This is a genomic window from Nostoc sp. GT001 (assembly GCF_030382115.1).
Classification (GTDB): Bacteria; Cyanobacteriota; Cyanobacteriia; order Cyanobacteriales; family Nostocaceae; genus Nostoc.
On sequence record NZ_JAUDRJ010000003.1, the window covers coordinates 4,185,605 to 4,204,045 of the forward strand.

The 18,441-nt window shown below is 41.9% G+C and carries 12 protein-coding genes and 1 pseudogene; 6 read left to right on the forward strand and 7 right to left on the reverse strand.

Annotated features, from left to right (window positions below):
* Positions 1 to 81: 81 nt before the first annotated feature.
* From QUD05_RS20660 to purE, 4 genes are all read right to left on the reverse strand, one after another.
* Positions 82 to 1,257, reverse strand: a complete 1,176-nt coding sequence (locus QUD05_RS20660) for a sulfate ABC transporter substrate-binding protein (protein WP_289797699.1) — start codon at positions 1,255 to 1,257, stop codon at positions 82 to 84.
* A gap of 390 nt (positions 1,258 to 1,647) precedes the next feature.
* Positions 1,648 to 2,412, reverse strand: coding sequence for a sulfite exporter TauE/SafE family protein (locus QUD05_RS20665; RefSeq protein ID WP_289797700.1), 765 nt, complete (start codon positions 2,410 to 2,412; stop codon positions 1,648 to 1,650).
* A 586-nt stretch (positions 2,413 to 2,998) separates the two neighbouring features.
* Positions 2,999 to 3,778, reverse strand: a complete 780-nt coding sequence (locus QUD05_RS20670) for a class II glutamine amidotransferase (RefSeq protein WP_289797701.1) — start codon at positions 3,776 to 3,778, stop codon at positions 2,999 to 3,001.
* Between the two features lie 226 nt (positions 3,779 to 4,004).
* Positions 4,005 to 4,523, reverse strand: a complete 519-nt coding sequence (gene purE, locus QUD05_RS20675; protein ID WP_289797702.1) for a 5-(carboxyamino)imidazole ribonucleotide mutase — start codon at positions 4,521 to 4,523, stop codon at positions 4,005 to 4,007.
* Between the two features lie 288 nt (positions 4,524 to 4,811).
* On the opposite strand from purE, the gene nagA reads away from it, so the two are divergent.
* Together nagA and QUD05_RS20685 are read left to right on the forward strand one after the other, a co-directional pair.
* Positions 4,812 to 5,996 carry an N-acetylglucosamine-6-phosphate deacetylase gene (gene nagA, locus QUD05_RS20680; RefSeq protein WP_289800034.1) on the forward strand — a complete coding sequence of 395 codons (1,185 nt, stop codon included), beginning with the start codon at positions 4,812 to 4,814 and terminating at the stop codon, positions 5,994 to 5,996.
* 361 nt (positions 5,997 to 6,357) lie between these two features.
* A complete protein-coding gene (locus tag QUD05_RS20685) occupies positions 6,358 to 8,124 on the forward strand; it encodes a tetratricopeptide repeat protein (protein WP_289797703.1) in 1,767 nt (588 codons plus the stop codon).
* Between the two features lie 71 nt (positions 8,125 to 8,195).
* Here the strand turns inward: QUD05_RS20685 and QUD05_RS20690 are convergent, their stop codons facing one another.
* Positions 8,196 to 8,693: a pentapeptide repeat-containing protein gene (locus tag QUD05_RS20690; protein ID WP_289797704.1), complete on the reverse strand. Its 498-nt coding sequence runs from the start codon at positions 8,691 to 8,693 to the stop codon at positions 8,196 to 8,198.
* A 223-nt stretch (positions 8,694 to 8,916) separates the two neighbouring features.
* On the opposite strand from QUD05_RS20690, the gene gcvT reads away from it, so the two are divergent.
* From gcvT to QUD05_RS20710, 4 genes and pseudogenes are all read left to right on the forward strand, one after another.
* The gene (gcvT, locus tag QUD05_RS20695) at positions 8,917 to 10,053 is read left to right on the forward strand and encodes a glycine cleavage system aminomethyltransferase GcvT (protein ID WP_289797705.1); all 1,137 of its coding nucleotides are present in this window, start codon (positions 8,917 to 8,919) and stop codon (positions 10,051 to 10,053) included.
* Between the two features lie 125 nt (positions 10,054 to 10,178).
* Positions 10,179 to 10,568 carry a glycine cleavage system protein GcvH gene (gene gcvH, locus QUD05_RS20700; RefSeq protein ID WP_289797706.1) on the forward strand — a complete coding sequence of 130 codons (390 nt, stop codon included), beginning with the start codon at positions 10,179 to 10,181 and terminating at the stop codon, positions 10,566 to 10,568.
* A gap of 186 nt (positions 10,569 to 10,754) precedes the next feature.
* Positions 10,755 to 13,667, forward strand: coding sequence for an aminomethyl-transferring glycine dehydrogenase (gene gcvP / locus QUD05_RS20705; protein ID WP_289797707.1), 2,913 nt, complete (start codon positions 10,755 to 10,757; stop codon positions 13,665 to 13,667).
* Between the two features lie 479 nt (positions 13,668 to 14,146).
* Positions 14,147 to 15,475: pseudogene (locus QUD05_RS20710) on the forward strand (IS701 family transposase).
* Between the two features lie 466 nt (positions 15,476 to 15,941).
* Here the strand turns inward: QUD05_RS20710 and QUD05_RS20715 are convergent.
* Both QUD05_RS20715 and QUD05_RS20720 read right to left on the reverse strand, forming a co-directional pair.
* A complete protein-coding gene (locus tag QUD05_RS20715; protein ID WP_289797708.1) occupies positions 15,942 to 17,531 on the reverse strand; it encodes an alkaline phosphatase D family protein in 1,590 nt (529 codons plus the stop codon).
* A 325-nt stretch (positions 17,532 to 17,856) separates the two neighbouring features.
* A complete protein-coding gene (locus QUD05_RS20720; protein WP_289797709.1) occupies positions 17,857 to 18,408 on the reverse strand; it encodes a PEP-CTERM sorting domain-containing protein in 552 nt (183 codons plus the stop codon).
* Positions 18,409 to 18,441 lie beyond the last annotated feature (33 nt).

Genomic DNA, 18,441 nt, shown 5'->3' on the forward strand with positions numbered 1-18,441 from the left:
CTGCGCTCAACTACCGCGTAGCCGTTGGCGTGGTAACAGAGCGTAGTCGAAGTGCAGCCTCTCGTAGAGAAGTATTACGAATTATTTTTGGGATTGAATCTTGTCAAACACGCCCCCATCTGCGAAGAACTTCTTATCAATTGCTTCCCAACCGCCCAAGTCTGCAACTGTACCCAAAGTTTTCACCTTGGGAAATTTGTCTGTAACTTCTTTGGTTTGAGCTATAGTTTCATCCACAGGACGGAATCCTAATTTGACAAACTCTTGTTGTGCTTCTGGGGTATAGAGGTATTTGACAAAAGCTTCAGCAACTTCGCGGGTTCCGTGCTTATCGACGTTTTTATCGACGACAGCGATCGGATTGTCAATGGATATATTCACGTCAGGAACAACATACTCAACCTTTTCGCCCTTTTGCTGTGCCAAAATAACTTCGTTTTCGTAGTTGATTAAGACATCACCCTGTCCTTGCTTGGCGAATGTATCAGTAGCTTCCCGTGCATCTTTAGGTAAGATTGGCACATTTTTGTAAACTTTAGTCACAAATTCAGTAGCTTTCGCCTCATCGCCACCTGTTTTAATCACAGAATCCCATAGTGCCAAGAAATTCCACTTAGCAACGCCTGATGTTTTGGGATTAGCAGTAATTAATTTGACACCATCTTTGGCTAAATCTGCCCAGTTTTTGATGCCTTTAGGATTGCCTTGACGAGTGACTAATGCTGCAACTGATTTGGAGACAATACCATTGTTGGGAACTTCTTTTTCCCATCCTGGCTGAATCAATCCAGCCTTCTCAATCTTTGAGGTGTCTCCAGCTAGTGCCAAGTGAACAACATCTGCTTCCAAACCATCAATAACGGCGCGTGTCTGGGAACCAGATCCGCCATAGCTTTGCTTGAAGACGACAGTTTGATTACGATCTTTCTTCCACTGTTCTACAAACTTAGGAATAATAGCTTCGTGAGCCGCTTTGGTGACAGCAAAGGAAACTAGAGTTAATTCAACATTATCTTTACTGGCAGCCACAGGGGTAGCAGTAGCACCAGGGGTTTCAGAGGCAGAATTACTCCCAGTTCCACCACCAGAGCAGGCGGCAAGCGCCACACTCAATACAGTCCCTACCAAAAAGAGTGATACAAAGCCTTTGAGCGAACTTAGTCTGAACCGATACGTTCTATGTTCAGCGTAGATGCGAAGCAGCTTGTCGTAAGACATCGCTTGTAATCTTTTCAGTGGGCGTTGCCACAAACTCATTCCATTTCCTCCACTAAATCTACAGATAACTGATGGGAATACAGTTAATAGTGTTTATAATACTGGATGATTCCATCTATCTAGTTGCAAATACCAAAAAACCTCACATTCTTCATCAAGGTAATGGTGATTTTACCAGTTCTGTGAAAAATAAAAATGCTTTTACTTTCAACTATCAAATTGTGTAGGCGCAACCCGCACTTCGGCTGCGCCCTTCTCCTATCGGAGACGCTGCGCGAACGGCTACGCTCAGGACAGGCTCAGTGACCATCGTAGGCATCGCAATCAACTATCTGCTGCATCAAGCAACTTGCTAGGGAATAGCTAATCTAGCGTAGGCGTAGCCCGCACTTCGACAAGCTCAGTGACCATCGTAGATATCGACTTCGCTCAATGCAGTGCAACAAAATCAAATAACGTCTTGAGTGCAAGAGAAATTACTGTAGTGAGAAATATACGGTGCAACCAGAGGTTACTGAGTCTAAGAGCAACCCGCGATCCAACAACTCCACCAATAAACATAGTAATACTCAGAATAATACCTAGTTTGTAATCAACTATTCCCTGCATAAAGAAAATAATGGTGGCAATCAGCGAAGAAAAAATATTGATAAATTTTGTGTTTGCGATCGCCTGTACAAATGTCATCCGAAATAGGCTGACATAAACTGCTGTGAGCATAGTGACATAGCCACCGCTAAAGAAACCACCATAAACACCAAGCACAAAAGTTGCCACATATCCACCAATTTCTTCTATTGGTGATGGTTTCCCTGTTCTTGAAACTATTCCAGCTTTCCGATTGGTGATTGAAAACACGGCAACCACAATCATCAAAATCGAGATAATTAGAGGCATCGATTTTGAAGGTACAACTAAAACAAGTAATGCACCGATAATTGAGCCTAAAAGCGTTAGGGCAATCATGATTGGCAAGCGACTGCGGTCAATTGCTTTTTTACCAATAAAAGGCAATGTACCACCAACGCTCATAAAGGTTAATGCCAACATATTAGTGGCAAGAGCAATACGCGGTTCAATACTCAATTGCAACATTACAGGGACGGTAATTAAAGAAGTGCTTCCTGTAATGACACTTATGACACTTGTGATAAAGAAAATTGCAATGAGGAGGAGCAATTGGATAGTATTCATCAGAGAATTTTATTTTATGTCGTTAGGAATACATTTTCTACAATGATGTTTCCAGTCAGTATAAATATCCGTGACTCTTGTTTAACATTAGTTACAGCATTTTCTTAACTATATTAATATAGATGTATTTCAGTGTAAAGACATAAAATTTATACCAATAAAATCGGTATTTTATATAAGTTTTTAACAACTAAGTTGGGCAGAAATTATATAAATTGGTAAGTTACAAAAGTAATGTACATCTGTAATAAAAAGATCCCCAACTTCTTCAATAAGTCGGGGATCTGAGCCTCTCAGTAAAAAGCAAATTAAATAGGATTGCTATATAGAGTTTCTATTTAATTTATCAACAAAATTACTTAATACAAACACCATGAAGAATAAAACCCATCTAGAAATTATCTAAATGGGCAAAATTGAATAACTACTTATTATTAACGTGAGTTCGACAAGTCTTATTTGACCTCTCCCCCAGCCCCTCTCCGACGCGGAGAGGGGAGCAAAAAGCTTAATTTTTCGTTTCTCCTCCCTTTCCGTTTCGGAGAGGGAGGCTGGGAGGGAGAGGTTCATCGAACTCACGTTATTATTAAGTGAATGCATATTTCAAGGGCAAACCGTCCTGAAAAACTAGTAATTCACCCGGTTGAATTTGTGTCCAAACTTCGTTGTCAGTCAGGGGTGTGGTAGCAATGACAGCAACGCGATCGCGTTCAGTAGTCACTTCCCGAAAATCTACAGTCATGTCTTGGTCAATTAAATGGGCAGCAGCAAAGGGCGCTTGGCGAACAATGTAGCTGAGATTAGTTGAGCAATAAGCAAAAAAGTGTTCTCCATCTGACAATAAGTAATTAAATATACCCAGTTTTGCAATTAAACCAGTAATTTCTTGCAGCACAGAGTATAGTTCCTTTATGTCAGGCTTACCTTTAGGAAAGCGCGATCGCAGTGTTTCTAGGATCATACAGAATGCTTTTTCACTATCGGTATCACCTACGGCTTGATAAAAGCCCAAATTTTCTGGATTAAAATCTGGCAAATTACCGTTGTGGGCAAACACCCAATTCTGACCCCACAGTTCTCTGCGGAAAGGATGGCAATTGTGTAGGGCAATTTCACCCTGAGTAGCTTTGCGGATATGGGCTATGACATGGGTTGAGTGGATGGGATAACTCCGCACAAACTCAGCTACCGGAGAAGCAACAGAAGGTTGAGCATCTAAAAACATTCGACATCCCTTTCCCTCAAAGAAAGCAATGCCCCAACCATCGCGATGGTCATCTGTTTTTCCTCCCCGTGCAGAAAACCCTTCAAAAGAAAAGCAAATATCCGTTGGAACATTGCAATTCATTCCGAGCAATTGGCACATTAGCTCTCAATTTTTGACTAAGGTCTCAAGATCAAGATACTTCAGAATGCTGCATTGATTCTGGAGCGATCGCTTCAATCTGAGAATTTAATCGGGCATTGGGCATGAGGACTTGGGGACAAGGGGAAAGACTTGTTTCAAGTTCTCACCTCTTGTCCACTTGTCTCCCCTGCCTCCCCTGCTCTGCTGTTAAGATTTCTTAAGTAATTACGAATTACGAATTATCTTAAAGCATTTGCTGTAAATATTGCTCATAGCCTAATTGTTCTAGTTTTGCTTGCTTGGCAATTACTGATTCACATAGGGTTTGACGATATTGTTGCACTTTTTCTAACAATTCTGGTTGATGAGTTGCGAGGATTTGTATTGCTAAAAGACCGGCATTTTTGGCATTACCGATCGCTACTGTTGCCACAGGAATACCACCAGGCATCTGTAAAATAGAATACAAAGAATCTACACCTTGTAAGTTCCGAGTGGGTACAGGAACACCAATCACAGGAAGTGGAGTTAAAGATGCTACCATTCCAGGGAGATGGGCAGCACCACCTAAATCAGCAATAATTACCTTAATACCGCGTTGGTGTGCAAGTTGAGCATATTGCACCATACGTTCTGGGGTACGGTGAGCCGAAACGATCGCCACTTCGCTCTCTACACCAAATTCTTCACAAACTGCGATCGCATCTTTCATAGTGGGCAAATCAGAATCGCTGCCCATGATAATACCAACTAGGGGAGTCATAATAATTCAAAATTTAAAATTCAAAATTCAAAATTATTTGAGCTAAGTAGAACGATGTGGAAAAACCAAACTATGTTAAGAAAAATTAAATAGACTTAAACCCTCTTCCCTCCTGCTTCCTGCCTTCTGCCTCCTGCCTCATCCCAACAATAAATATTCACACCGACCTACTTAGCTTATGGAAGCTAGGTGATGCCGATTATCATCTCATCTATTGGCGTTGTTTTAATTGATTCATTGATGTTGGTTGCATCTAAAATCAGATTTAGGTATCTTCTCGCCAGTGTGATGACCCAAGCAATACAAAAACCTGTAGATATTATCAATGCTAGAGTGCCTGGTTACAAAGATTTGCAGATACTCTTGGTTAATCAAGAGGGCATAATTGAGCAAATTTTGCCAATGGGTACAGTAGGGGCAAGCTGTGCATCCGTAATCGATGTAGCTGGCGACTGGATTTCATTGGGTGGGGTTGATTTGCAAATTAACGGTGCTTTGGGTTTGGCATTTCCTGATTTAACGGCTGAAAATGCTCATATACTCCAGAAAATAACGCAATTTTTGTGGGATGTCGGGGTAGATGGATTTTTACCAACACTTGTGACAACTTCAGTAGAAAAGATTCAGCGATCGCTTGCAGTCATTGCTAATTTTACTCCCCTCTCCGTCAACGGAGAGGGGTTGGGAGTGAGGTCATCTGCCAAGATTCTCGGAGTCCATTTAGAAGGGCCATTTTTGAATTACCAAAAGCGCGGCGCACACCCAGCAGAGTACTTGTTATCCTTAACAATTGACGAGGTAAAGCGGGTTTTGGGTGATTATGCCCACATTGTGAAAGTCATAACTTTAGCGCCGGAGTTAGATCCCACTGGCGAAGTAATTCCATATTTACGTTCTTTGGGAATTACCGTTAGTTTAGGACATTCTCAAGCAACATCAGCCCAAGGGCAACTTGCTTTTGAACTCGGTGCAACGATGGTAACTCATGCTTTCAATGCCATGCCACCATTGCATCACCGCGAACCAGGATTATTAGGCGCAGCAATTACTCATCATAATGTGATGTGTGGTTTTATTGCTGATGGTGAACACGTTTCGCCTACGATGCTGCAAATATTAATCCGCGCTAGTGATTATGAAAAAGGGCTGTTTCTTGTGAGTGATGCCCTTTCACCTCTGGGGCTACCCGATGGCATGTATCCTTGGGACAGTCGGCAAATTGAAGTTAAAAACGGTACAGCACGACTAGCCGATGGCACTTTATCGGGGACGACTTTACCCTTATTAGTGGGAGTGCAGAATTTGGTGAAGTGGGGAATTTGTGATGTAGAGACTGCCATTTTACTAGCTACAGATGCACCTAGACAAGCAATTGGTTTGCCTGGAATTACCAAGAGTCAACCTGCTAATTTATTACGCTGGCATTGGGATGAAGCGGCAAAAGAACTAACTTGGCAGCGATTATTGGGCTAAATTTTGACTCAAGGTGACACGGGAATAAGCGTTAATTATACTCAGTAAAAATGTACCTTAAAGAGCGTAGACGTAGCCCCCACTTCGGCTCATTTCGGCTACGCTCAATGACCCATTTCGGCTACGCTCAATGACCCATTTCGGCTACGCTCAATGACCAACGCTCAGTGACACCGTAGACATCGCATAGCCATTTTGAGTACAAAACTCGAAACTTGAACTTCAGAGGCTCAAGTGACGATACCTAAAGCCAAGCCACTGTTTTTAAATATTTTTATCCAAATGGTATTTTTACTCCAAAGGGAGAATATTTACTAATAAAGACAAAGCTAGAATAAAAATAAACTTCACAAAGCTGTTTATGCAATGGGCTAATTTTCTAGCCAAAGAAGCTGCTACGAATGGCTTATCTCTAGAGCAAACGGTAGCTTTTGCAAAATATTTTCAGACAGAAAACTTAGGTAAAACTAAAGTTAAACTTGCCAGCGAATTAAACGTTGATATTACTGCTTTCACAAAGTGGGTGGGTGAGGTATATGACAAGTTTGCCCAGAATTCTCCTGAGTTAGCGACTTTCAACAATCGAGACAAACTAGAAAAGTTACAAGCTTATCTGAGCGTAAAATATAATAGCGAATTAGATGCCCTCAAACCATTGGCGGCGATGAAACTATTAAAATCGCTAGTGGTTCGAGAACGACTGCAACAAGAAGCTTGGGTTGCGAGAAGAATTTGTAAATTTTTGGGATATTTACCTTTAGCGTTAGAGTTAGTGGGACGATATTTGGATAAAATGCCAGATTTGTCTCTGGAAACACTGCTGAAGCGGCTAGAGAAGAAACGAGTGGAACATGAACCAGTAGTCAATGCTAACTCATTGATGCCTGATGAATACGGTATATTTGAAGCTTTTGAATTGAGTTGGGAACAGTTGGATGAAAATGCCCAAAGCTTTGGTTGTTTGCTAAGTTTGTGTGCTTTAGCTGACATTCCCCTATCTGTTGAGACAATAGAAGATGACAAAAAACAAAAACTTAACGAGAAAGCCATAGCCGATTTACTGGAATTGCATTTGCTACACCAGAAAAGTAAAGGAATTTATCTTCTAAATCCACAGATTCGACAACTTTTCCAAGTGAAGTTGCATAAGTCAAGTGAGGCGGATGAAGCAAAAACTAAATTTGCAGCCATGATGTTAGAGGTAGCAAAGCTAATTCCGCAACAGCTTAACTCTAAAGATATTCTCAACTTCACTCCACATATCCCGCACATTACAGAAGTTGCAACTCACCTATCCGAATATCTGGGCGATGAAAATCTAATCACTCTGTTTACCAAATTAGCCTGGTTTTATCAAAGTCAAGGACTTTATCAGCAAGCAGAGCCTTGGTTGCAACGGTGTGTAGAACTGACTCAAAATCGTCTTGGTTTAGAACATAGCGATGTCGCCACTAGTCTGAACAATTTAGCAGCACTCTACGAAACTACAGGACGCTACAGGGAAGCCGAACCCTTGCTTGAGAAAGCTTTAGCACTGAGAAAACGCCTGCTAGGAGAAGAACATAACGATGTCGCCACTAGCCTGAGCTATTTAGCATTAATCTACGAATATACGGGACGCTATAGCGAAGCCGAACCTTTGTATCAGCAAGCTTTAGAACTGTGGAAACGCCTAGTGGGAGAACAACATCCCCATGTTGCCACGAGTCTGAACAATTTAGGAGCATTGTACTGTTATACAAAACGCTACAGCGAAGCCGAACCCTTGCTCAAGCAAGCATTAAAACTAAGAAAACGCCTACTAGGAGATAACCATCCCGATGTTGCCACCAGCCTGAATAATTTAGCACAACTTTACGAATCTACAGGAAGTTACAAGCAAGCCGAACCTTTGTATGAGCAAGCTTTAGAACTGAGTAAACGTCTGCTGGGAAATAACCATCCCGATGTCGCTATTAGTCTAAACAATCTAGCAGCACTCTACCGTCACACAAGACGCTATAGGAAAGCCAAACCTTTATTTGAGAAAGCTTTGAAAATTTGCGAACGGACTTTAGGTATAAGTCATCCGACAACTATGACGGTTCGGGCAAATTATGCCAGCTTTTTAAGAGAAGCATATCACTAGCGATCGCTGCGCGTAATTCGTAATTCGTTAAAAAAATATACCCCTCTCCACTAGCGAAGAGGGGTTAGGATTTACTTACATCCTAAAGATTTCCGAGTATCCACACCAGTTTTAGAATTTACACCACTTGCTTTAACACAAAGCTTTTTCACTTGTATTCCATCTAAAATTGCATTCGTAAAATCAGTACCGGTGACATCCACACCATCAAAAGTAGAACGTAGCATCATCGCATCAGTCAACACAGCATCACTTAAATCAGCATCCTTAAACCTTGTTAGATAGGCTATGCCCTCACTAAAATCAGCACCATGCAGATTTACTCCCTCCAATAAGCTACCGTTAAATACGCCACCACGTAAGTCAGCATTGCTAAAATTAGCATTCTCTAATTTGAGATTGGTAAACTCAGTACCAATTAAACTTTGACCAGAGTAATCCTTGCCCTTGAGTTCATCATTACCCACAGAACGGGTAATACTAGAAGAACTTGCAGCTTGCGCCGATAGGGGAAACAAAAAAAGAACCATAGCTAAGACAAAGCTAGCTAACAGTTGCCAATATTTCATAATGTCTTCTTAATAAATCTCAACACTTCCACCATTAACTATTAAACCTTACAGAAGGGGACAAGGAGAAAAAGGGAGAAGGGAATAGGGTACAGGTTACAGGGTAGAGATTATTCCCTATCACCCGTCCCCTGTCACCTCTTCCCTAATCTCTCGTAGGATGATAGATGTTGAGGTGCGATGCCTAACGGCAAGTTGCTCCGCATCTACGCAATAATTACCTGTGGCTAATCAAGAAGACAACGCCCAATCTCTGGCGCGAACCCCTTTATATCAACTGGGTGTAGAACTCAAAGCACGCCTTACCAGCTTTGGCGGCTGGGAAATGCCTGTGCAATTTAGTGGAATTAGCCGCGAACATGAGGCTGTAAGAAATACAGCCGGAATGTTCGATATTTCCCACATGGGCAAATTTACCCTCCAAGGTAAAAACCTGATTTCCCAACTCCAGCCGCTAGTACCTTCCGACTTGAGTCGTTTGCAAGCTGGTCAAGCACAATACACCGTATTGTTAAATCCCCAAGCGGGAATTATTGACGACATCATTGTTTATTATCAAGGTGAAGACACCAGTGGTACACAAAAGGCATTCATCATAGTCAATGCGGCAACCTCCAATAAAGATAAAGCATGGCTATTACAACACCTTGACCTAGATAAATTGCAATTCCAAGACCTTTCACCAGATAAAGTCTTAATTGCCGTGCAAGGGCCAAAAGCGATTAAATATCTCCAGCCATTAGTGCAAGAAAACTTACAACCAATTAAAGCCTTTGGACATTTAGAAGCAACCTTACTAGGTAAACCTGCCTTTTTAGCCCGCACAGGTTACACCGGAGAAGATGGCTTTGAGGTAATGGTAGACCCAGATGTGGGAGTAGAATTGTGGCGAAGTCTCCATAAAAGTGGTGTTATCCCCTGTGGACTCGGTGCGAGAGATACTCTGCGCCTAGAAGCAGCGATGGCACTTTACGGACAAGATATAGATGACACCACCACACCCTTAGAAGCAGGTTTAGGGTGGCTAGTTCACTTAGATACTAAAGGCGATTTTATTGGTCGGGAAGTTTTAGCAGAGCAAAAATCCAAAGGAGTGAAGCGTCGATTGGTAGGTTTACAAACCCAAGGACGCAACATTGCCCGTCATGGCTATCAAGTGTTATCCACAGGTAAAGTTGTGGGAGAAGTTACTAGTGGCACCCTGTCACCTACACTTGGTTATCCTGTTGCATTAGGCTACGTTCCCACCCAGTTAGCAACTGTTGGTCAGCAGCTAGAAGTCGAAATTCGCGGCAAAGCTTATCCAGCAGTTGTAGTCAAACGTCCCTTTTATCGGTCAAAAAATCGTGTTGCCAACTGATAAGCGCTGAGGTTTTTGAGGAATAATGTGTTGTGAGTTATTCAATCTACAGTCAGGTTCATTACCAAATATGGCTTGGATGACTATTGGGGCAATAATTTTTTTAATAAGGGAGAGGAAGTGATATGTCTTTTGAATATCCTCAAGATTTCAGATACCTGGATTCTCATGAATACGTGCGAATCGATGGTGAAATTGCCACCATTGGCATTACTGAGTTTGCCGTACATGAATTGGGTGATATCGTCTTTTTGGAACTACCAGAAATTGGCGACGCTCTTACCAGGGGAGAAAACTTTGGCACAATTGAATCAGTGAAAGCCGTTGAGGAACTGAATTCACCAGTGACAGGCACCGTTATAGAACGGAATGAAGCCTTAATTAGTTCTCCCGAAGAAGTGTCAGAAGACCCTTATGGGGAAGGGTGGTTTTTGAAAGTGCGCGTCAATGACCCTGGCGAAGTTGAAGATGCCTTGACAGCTGATGAGTATCGCGCCCAAGTAGAAGGGGAGTAGGGAGTGGGGGATGAGAGAGGGGACATGGTAAAAATTTCTCCTTTGTCTCCCCCATCTTCCTTGTCTCCCCCATCTCTCACTCCACTCGAAAATAAGTGATGAAATTTAGATAAATTGAAAAGTTACACCTACTTCTCATCAGTATTTATTGCAAAATATGAAATAGTACCATCTGGAGAGTAATTTGTGGTATCGAACGCCCCTATTCTCAAGTCTAATGAGCAGCAAGTGCTGGACGAAAAAAGTCAAAAGTTAAGTAGTTTTGTGCCAAGACACATTGGTCCTAACTCCGATGATATCCAGCAAATGCTTAAGGTTTTGGGATTTCCCAGCCTAGATGCCCTAATCGACCAAACAGTTCCACAGACAATTCGGCTGAAGCAACCGCTAAAGTTACCAGCAGCAGAAAGTGAGTATGCAGCACTGGCATCTTTAAAAAAAGTTGCTGCCAAAAATCAGGTTTTCCGTTCATACATTGGTATGGGATATTACGACAGTATTACCCCTCCTGTGATTGGGCGTAATATCTTAGAAAACCCCGGTTGGTATACTGCCTACACTCCTTATCAGCCAGAAATTGCTCAAGGGCGATTAGAAGCGCTGCTGAATTTTCAAACCCTGATTATTGATTTAACAGGTTTGGAAATTGCCAATGCTTCATTACTGGATGAAGCCACAGCCGCCGCTGAAGCGATGAGCCTAAGCTATGGTGTCTCCAAAAATCAGGCCAATGCCTATTTTGTCTCTCGTGACTGCCATCCCCAAACCATTGATGTGTTGCAAACACGCGCTAAACCATTGGGGATTAAGATTATTGTTGGCGCTCATCAAACGTTTGATTTTGATCAACCTATTTTTGGGGCTGTTCTGCAATACCCTGCTAGTGATGGCACCATTTACGACTACCGCGCTTTTATCGAAAAAGCCCATGCTAAGGGTGCATTGGTGACGGTAGCAGCAGACCCTCTAAGTTTAACTTTACTGACCCCTCCTGGGGAATTTGGCGCTGATATTGCTGTCGGAAGCACTCAGCGGTTCGGTATTCCTTTGGGGTTTGGTGGCCCTCATGCAGCATACTTTGCTACGAAAGAAGAGTATAAGCGGCTAGTTCCAGGGCGAATTGTGGGAGTATCAAAAGATGCCCAAGGTAAGCTTGCATTACGTCTCGCCTTGCAAACCCGCGAACAGCACATCCGCCGCGAAAAAGCTACTAGTAATATCTGTACTGCACAGGTGCTACTGGCGGTGATGGCGAGTATGTATGCGGTCTATCATGGTCCTGCTGGACTTAAGCAAATTGCCGAAAATATCCACTCTTTGACAGTGTTGCTGGCAGAAGGACTGAAGCGTTTGGGTTACAGCATCGCTTCCAAAGATTTCTTTGATACGCTGCGAGTAGAACTGGGAAGACACAATTTAAAAGATATTTTGACAGCTAGCGAACAACTTCAAATTAACCTGCGGGTTTTTGATGCAACTACTGTTGGTATTTCGCTGGATGAAACAACTGCACCAGAAGACTTAATCGACCTTTGGCAGATTTTCGCTGGTACAGATGATTTACCCTTCACTTTAGAAGAATTAACTTCTTCCTCATCCTCCCATCTTCCTCTCTCCCGTACAAGTACATATCTCACTCACTCAGTATTTAACCGCTATCACTCAGAAACGGAGTTGTTGCGTTATCTGCACAAATTAGAAAGCAAGGACTTGTCGCTAACGACATCGATGATTCCTTTGGGTTCTTGCACAATGAAGTTGAATGCAACTGCTGAGATGATTCCGGTAAGTTGGGAGGAATTTGGCAAGATTCATCCATTTGCCCCGGCGTCGCAAACGCAAGGTTATCAAATCCTATTTGAGCAACTTGAAGCATGGTTAGCTGAAATTACTGGTTTTGCGGGAATTTCTCTGCAACCAAATGCTGGTTCTCAGGGCGAATACGCGGGACTTTTAGTAATTCGTCAATATCACGAAAATCGGGGTGAAGCACACCGCAACGTTTGTTTAATTCCCACTTCTGCGCACGGGACAAACCCAGCAAGTGCGGTGATGTGTGGGATGAAGGTGGTGGCTGTTGCCTGTGACTCACAAGGTAATATTGACGTTGATGACTTGAAGGCTAAGGCAGAAAAACACAGCAATGAATTAGCCGCTTTGATGGTGACATATCCCTCAACCCACGGTGTTTTTGAGGAGCCAATTCAGGAAATCTGCGCTGTTGTCCACAGTCACGGTGGACAAGTTTATATGGATGGGGCAAATATGAACGCCCAAGTGGGAATTTGCCGTCCTGGAGATATTGGCGCGGATGTCTGCCATTTAAACTTGCATAAAACCTTCTGCATTCCTCATGGTGGCGGTGGTCCTGGTATGGGGCCCATTGGTGTTGCATCTCATCTTGTGCCTTTTCTACCCGGACATCCTGTTGTCACTATCGACAACTCAACTCAGCACTCAAATATTGGTGCTGTGGCGGCTGCACCTTGGGGTAGTGCGAGTATCTTGGTGATTTCTTGGATGTACATCGCCATGATGGGTGCAGATGGTTTAACCCAAGCTACTAAGGTGGCGATTCTCAATGCTAACTACATGGCCAAGAAACTGGAATCGTACTATCCGGTTTTGTATCAAGGGAAAAATGGTCTAGTTGCCCATGAATGTATTTTAGATTTGCGATCGCTAAAAAAATCCGCTGCGATCGAAATCGATGATGTCGCCAAGCGTCTCATGGATTATGGTTTCCATGCGCCAACTGTCTCCTGGCCTGTAGGGGGTACAATCATGGTGGAACCTACAGAAAGTGAATCTAAGCAAGAGTTGGATCGTTTCTGTGATGCGTTGATTTCTATTCGCCAAGAAATTGCCCAAATAGAAGTTGGCAAGGTGGATACCCAAGATAATGTTTTGAAGAACGCACCCCACACTGCCGAAAGTCTCATCACCGGAGAATGGCAGCATCCCTATTCTCGCGAACAAGCTGCCTATCCTGCACCTTGGACTCGTGAGTATAAATTCTGGCCGGTAGTTGGCCGCATTGATGCAGCCTTTGGCGACAGGAATTTTGTTTGTTCTTGTCTGCCAATGGATGCTTACTAAACTGAAGTTAGGAGTTAGGAATTAAAACTCTTAACTCCTCTTTAATGAAAAAACAGATAGAAACAGATAAACACTGATGATTTACCTTTTTCTATCTGTTTTTGTTTGGTTCTAATATCATGTCCGCTTGATTGCTTATTAAACCCGAAGAACCCCACCCCGCCAAAGCTGTGCTTTGTCTCCCCTCCCCGCAGGCGGGGAGGGGTTGAGGGTGCTTTCTGGGGCAGGTTTTTTTGATTAGACAAATTTTTGGGATTTTAAAACCAAAACCATTGTCTGAGAACTTAAAACTACGTTCAATAATTGAGAACATTCTCAACTATTTATCGAAAGCCTAAAAGCCTGCCCTTGAAAGGGTTGAGGGTGGGGTTATTTTATTATGAGTAATTTGGCGGACATGATATAACCCTCTTCTGTCACTTTCCGAGTATTCTTAATAAAAGGATTAAAAGAAAAAACTCTGGAAGGTAAGCAGGGCAATGGATGTAGAATTACAAATCCTGAAACATTTGGCAAGAGACGCCCACCCAACAGTTGCGATCGTAGATGAATATTGTGCAGAGTATCAAGATTTATTTAAAGAGGTAAGAAATTATGAGTGCTTCAAATATTTGCACTTAGGAATAATCTCGCCAATAAAAAGAAAATCATTACCAGAAATAGCTAAAGTTGTGAGTATAAACTCTGCACAGTGATTACATCATTTTATAGCCAATTCAAATTGGTCAATAAATGAATTAAAAATCCGAAGATTAAATCAAATCAAGAGAGCATTAAATGGAAATGCCATTACGGTAGTAATAGATGAAACAGGAGATAGGAAAAAAGGTAAAAAGACAGATTATGTAGCAAGGCAATATCTAGGGAGTGTCGGAAAAATAGATAATGGGATAGTTACAGTCAATGCTTATGGAGTTTACTCTAATATAACATTTCCATTAAGTGTAAAAGTATTCAAGCCAAAAGGGACATTAAAAGAATCAGATAGATATCAAACTAAAATAGAGTTAGCGTCAGAAATCATTACAGAATTAATTGAAGATGGCTTTAATATTGAACTGGTACTGGCAGATAGTTTATATGGTGAAAGTAGCCAATTTATTAAAAAATTGGCTGAATATAAATTAAATTATGTAGTAGCAATAAGAAGTAATCATGGAGTCTGGTTGCCAGCTAATCAGAGGGTTAGGGCGAATAAGTGGTGTAAATTTGAGAGAACATTTAGCAATCAAAAATCAGAGATTAGATACATTAGGGAAATAGTTTATGGTAAAAAAAGAGCCATAACTTACTGGGAAATAACTACTGACCCAGAGACCATGCCGGAAAATTCTACAACATTTGTGATGACAAATCTTCAAGGAAAGCTGAAGAAAACTTTAGGCGATCTATATGGATTAAGAACATGGGTAGAATATGGTTTTCGCCAGTGTAAGCAGGAACTAGGTTGGACAGATTATCGTTTTACTAATTTCCAACATATTGAGAGGTGGTGGGAAATTATTTTTTGTGTTTACACAATGATTAGTTTAAATTCTTCAGCTTTCCTAGAATTAAATAAATCTCGTCAAATGGGAACAGAGATACAACAAAATACTTCTGTTGATTTTTCTAATCATAAACTATGGAACCATGAGGTCGGATGGAAGAATACTTTAAATAATCTCCGTCTAATTCTCCAACCGCTCTTACTATTTTGGTTGATTTATCCTTGGCTAGATATTTTTCCTAATTCCGATTTATTCCTGGGATTCAATCATTTAATTAGTGCAATGAATCAATTTAAACCTTCTTATGCTTCTGGATAGTTTAGTTTATTTACTACTTGCTTATTCCGGAAAGTGACAGAAGAGGGATAATATAGCCGTAGCCACATGGATTAGGACATTTTGAAAACCCCAAGGCTAGGAATAGTAATACTTTTAAGTAATCGCACAGAATTATTTACACATGAGTTTCCAGTCTGGATAAGGGTTTCATGCCTTAGTTTTGTGTAATTAATTTTGTTTAACTACTTACCTCCTGCCTCCTGCTATACCCTACGGTGTACACACAAGTCGAAAAATCCTCTACAGTGAAACTGTCACGCCCACCCATATCCCGCCCAGAACTGAAGTTCTGGGCTGATAGCGAAACTCCACTGAAAGTGGACTTGGGCTATGAGACTCGGAATTCATTCCGAGGCGGGATCAAAACACAGTGCGAGATTCATTAATAAAGAAAGATATAGACTTGTGTGTACACCGTAGCCTGCTATACCTGGGAATTAGACGATTAGGCTTGTTGTATTTCTGGACGACCATCTTCAACCACAAATGAAGCCCGCTTACTAATCGTGCCATTTGGGGTTGTGACTTTTGACATAACCAAATAGTCTGTCTTCCAGGTTGTGGGAGTCAAGGCACAGCGAACATATCCCCGTTGAGCATTGTAGAACTTAATGTGTGGGTTATCGGGTAAGTAAGCTTCAACGTTGGGGTTGCTGTCTGCCCCATCGCCACCGGAGCTAATTGAGGTAGCGACAAATTCACTTCCAAGTGTGGCGGATTCTGGGTTATCAAAGTTAGCCTTCAGATTCATCGCCCAGTTAGAATGCACATCACCTGCCAAGGATATTGGATTAGAAGGCTGGCGCTGTCCGAGGAAAGCCATGAGGCGATCGCGCGAAGCCACATAACCATCCCATTTATCCATGCTGTAAGTTCCGCCTTCCCCTGGTGTTGTGTCTCTTTGAGCAATTGGTACTTGCTGCGCCAAAACATTCCACTTCGCTTTTGAGTTATTTAGACCATCGAATAACCAATCCTCCTGTGCCTTGCCGGTAATCGTTGCATTCGGATCTAAGTTTTCTGGGCAACGTTCTTTAGTGCCATCACCACAGGGCTGATCGGTGCGGTATTGGCGGGTATCTAAAACATGGAAGGTGGCTAAGTTACCAAAGGAGAGCCGACGGTAAAGTTGCATATCGGGGCCAACGGGACGCGAGAAGGGGCGGAGTGGCATGTGTTCGTAGTAAGCCTGATAAGCAATAGCTCGCCGTTGGAGAAAAATTGCCCGATCCTGATCTGGTTCAGTATCAATTTGTGAGATGTTGTTGGCGTAGTTGTTTTCTACCTCATGGTCATCCCAGGTAACAATCCACGGAAACGCTGCATGAGCTGCTTGCAGATTGGTATCGGTTTTATAGAGGGCGTGACGGTTGCGGTAATCCTCTAAAGTAAAAATTTCTGAACCATTGTGTTGTCTAGGGCGATTTTCTGTGATTCCCCCTTCATAGATGTAATCGCCCACATGCACTACTAAATCGAGGTCATCTTTAGCCAGATATTTGTAGGCAGTATAGTATCCCTGCTCATAGTGCTGACAGGAGACAAGGGCAAAGTTAAATTTATTTAAGTAGCTATTTGCTAAAGGCGCTGTACGAGTGCGACCAACGGGGCTAGCGTCTTGACCGACAAGAAACCGATACCAGTACCAAGTATCAGATTGCAGTCCTTCTACCACAACTCGAACTGAATGAGCTAGTTCTGGAGTTGCCAGTACCGTACCTCTGGAGACAATCCGCCTCATATTAGAATCAGTTGCAACTTCCCAGCGAATTGGCACATTCACAGGTGGCATTCCACCTCCGTTTAGGGGTTCAGGAGCAAGACGAGTCCAGATCACTACGCTGGTAGGATAGGGTTCACCCGATGCAACACCTAAAGTGAAAGGATAATTGGAAAATCTGCTTCTAGCGATCGCTCTTTGAGAAGAAAATTGGTTAGCGATCGCCAAACCAGATAATGCTCCTGCTCCAATAATTAAGTTGCGTCGTTTGATTCGACTGTGCAAGAACTGCTCAAAATTCCGGTAATCTACCATTCTCTACTCCTGGCTAACAAGTTAAAGTGCAGCAACAGCTAACACAAAGAAGGTGGAGTAATCGGAGGAAAATTTCGTAATTATTTCCTTATACCAATTCTTTATTAAAACCCATATAAATAACCCCACCACCCTTGTTAAGGACAGGTTGGGAGGGGTCATAATGTGCAGCTTTATAAAAAATTGGTACGATCAAAATCAGATTTTAAGTTCCAATTTTTCCCTCTGCTATCAATGTGTCAGATGTTGTTTCCCCCCACATAAAAGCCTACTAATAAGAGATTAATCCTTGGCAAAGGAATTGTTAATATCAACTTAACCAAGGTTAGATTTTAATCTTTTTCATTGATGCTACCTTTCTCTTCATCATTATTGAGCCAAGGCTACAAGCAAAAAGAACACCAACTAAAGGTGTAGATTCAGGTACTTGTCTATAAGAAACTGTACCTGATATAAGTTCAGCATTGGGAGAAGTTTTAGAGTAAATTGTAAAATCCTCACCAATAATTTCATAACTGATAGAACTGGAAGGATTAGCTTTATCATTAAACTGATAATCTAATCCAAAATACGTTTGTCCTGTTAAGGATGTGGTTTTAAAAACAAGAGGAAAATCTGGGTAATTTGCATCATCTTGTTCAGTGTAAATGGTAGAGTCGCCATCAAATTTGAAAGAAAGTGACTTAATGGGAGCTTCGGTATTATAGTCATTCCTGAAGGTTGAGTCATCAAAGCTAAAAAAACCATTGTCCTTTGTTAATGGAGTATCAACGGTGAAAGCGTAATTAACAATTGCAGCAGATGCAGATTTTACATCTATGGTAGAAAAACCTAAAGCAATAGTAGCAGCAACCAATAAATTTGGAACCAATTTCATCTCAATTTTCCTTACCATCAACTTCTGTAAATA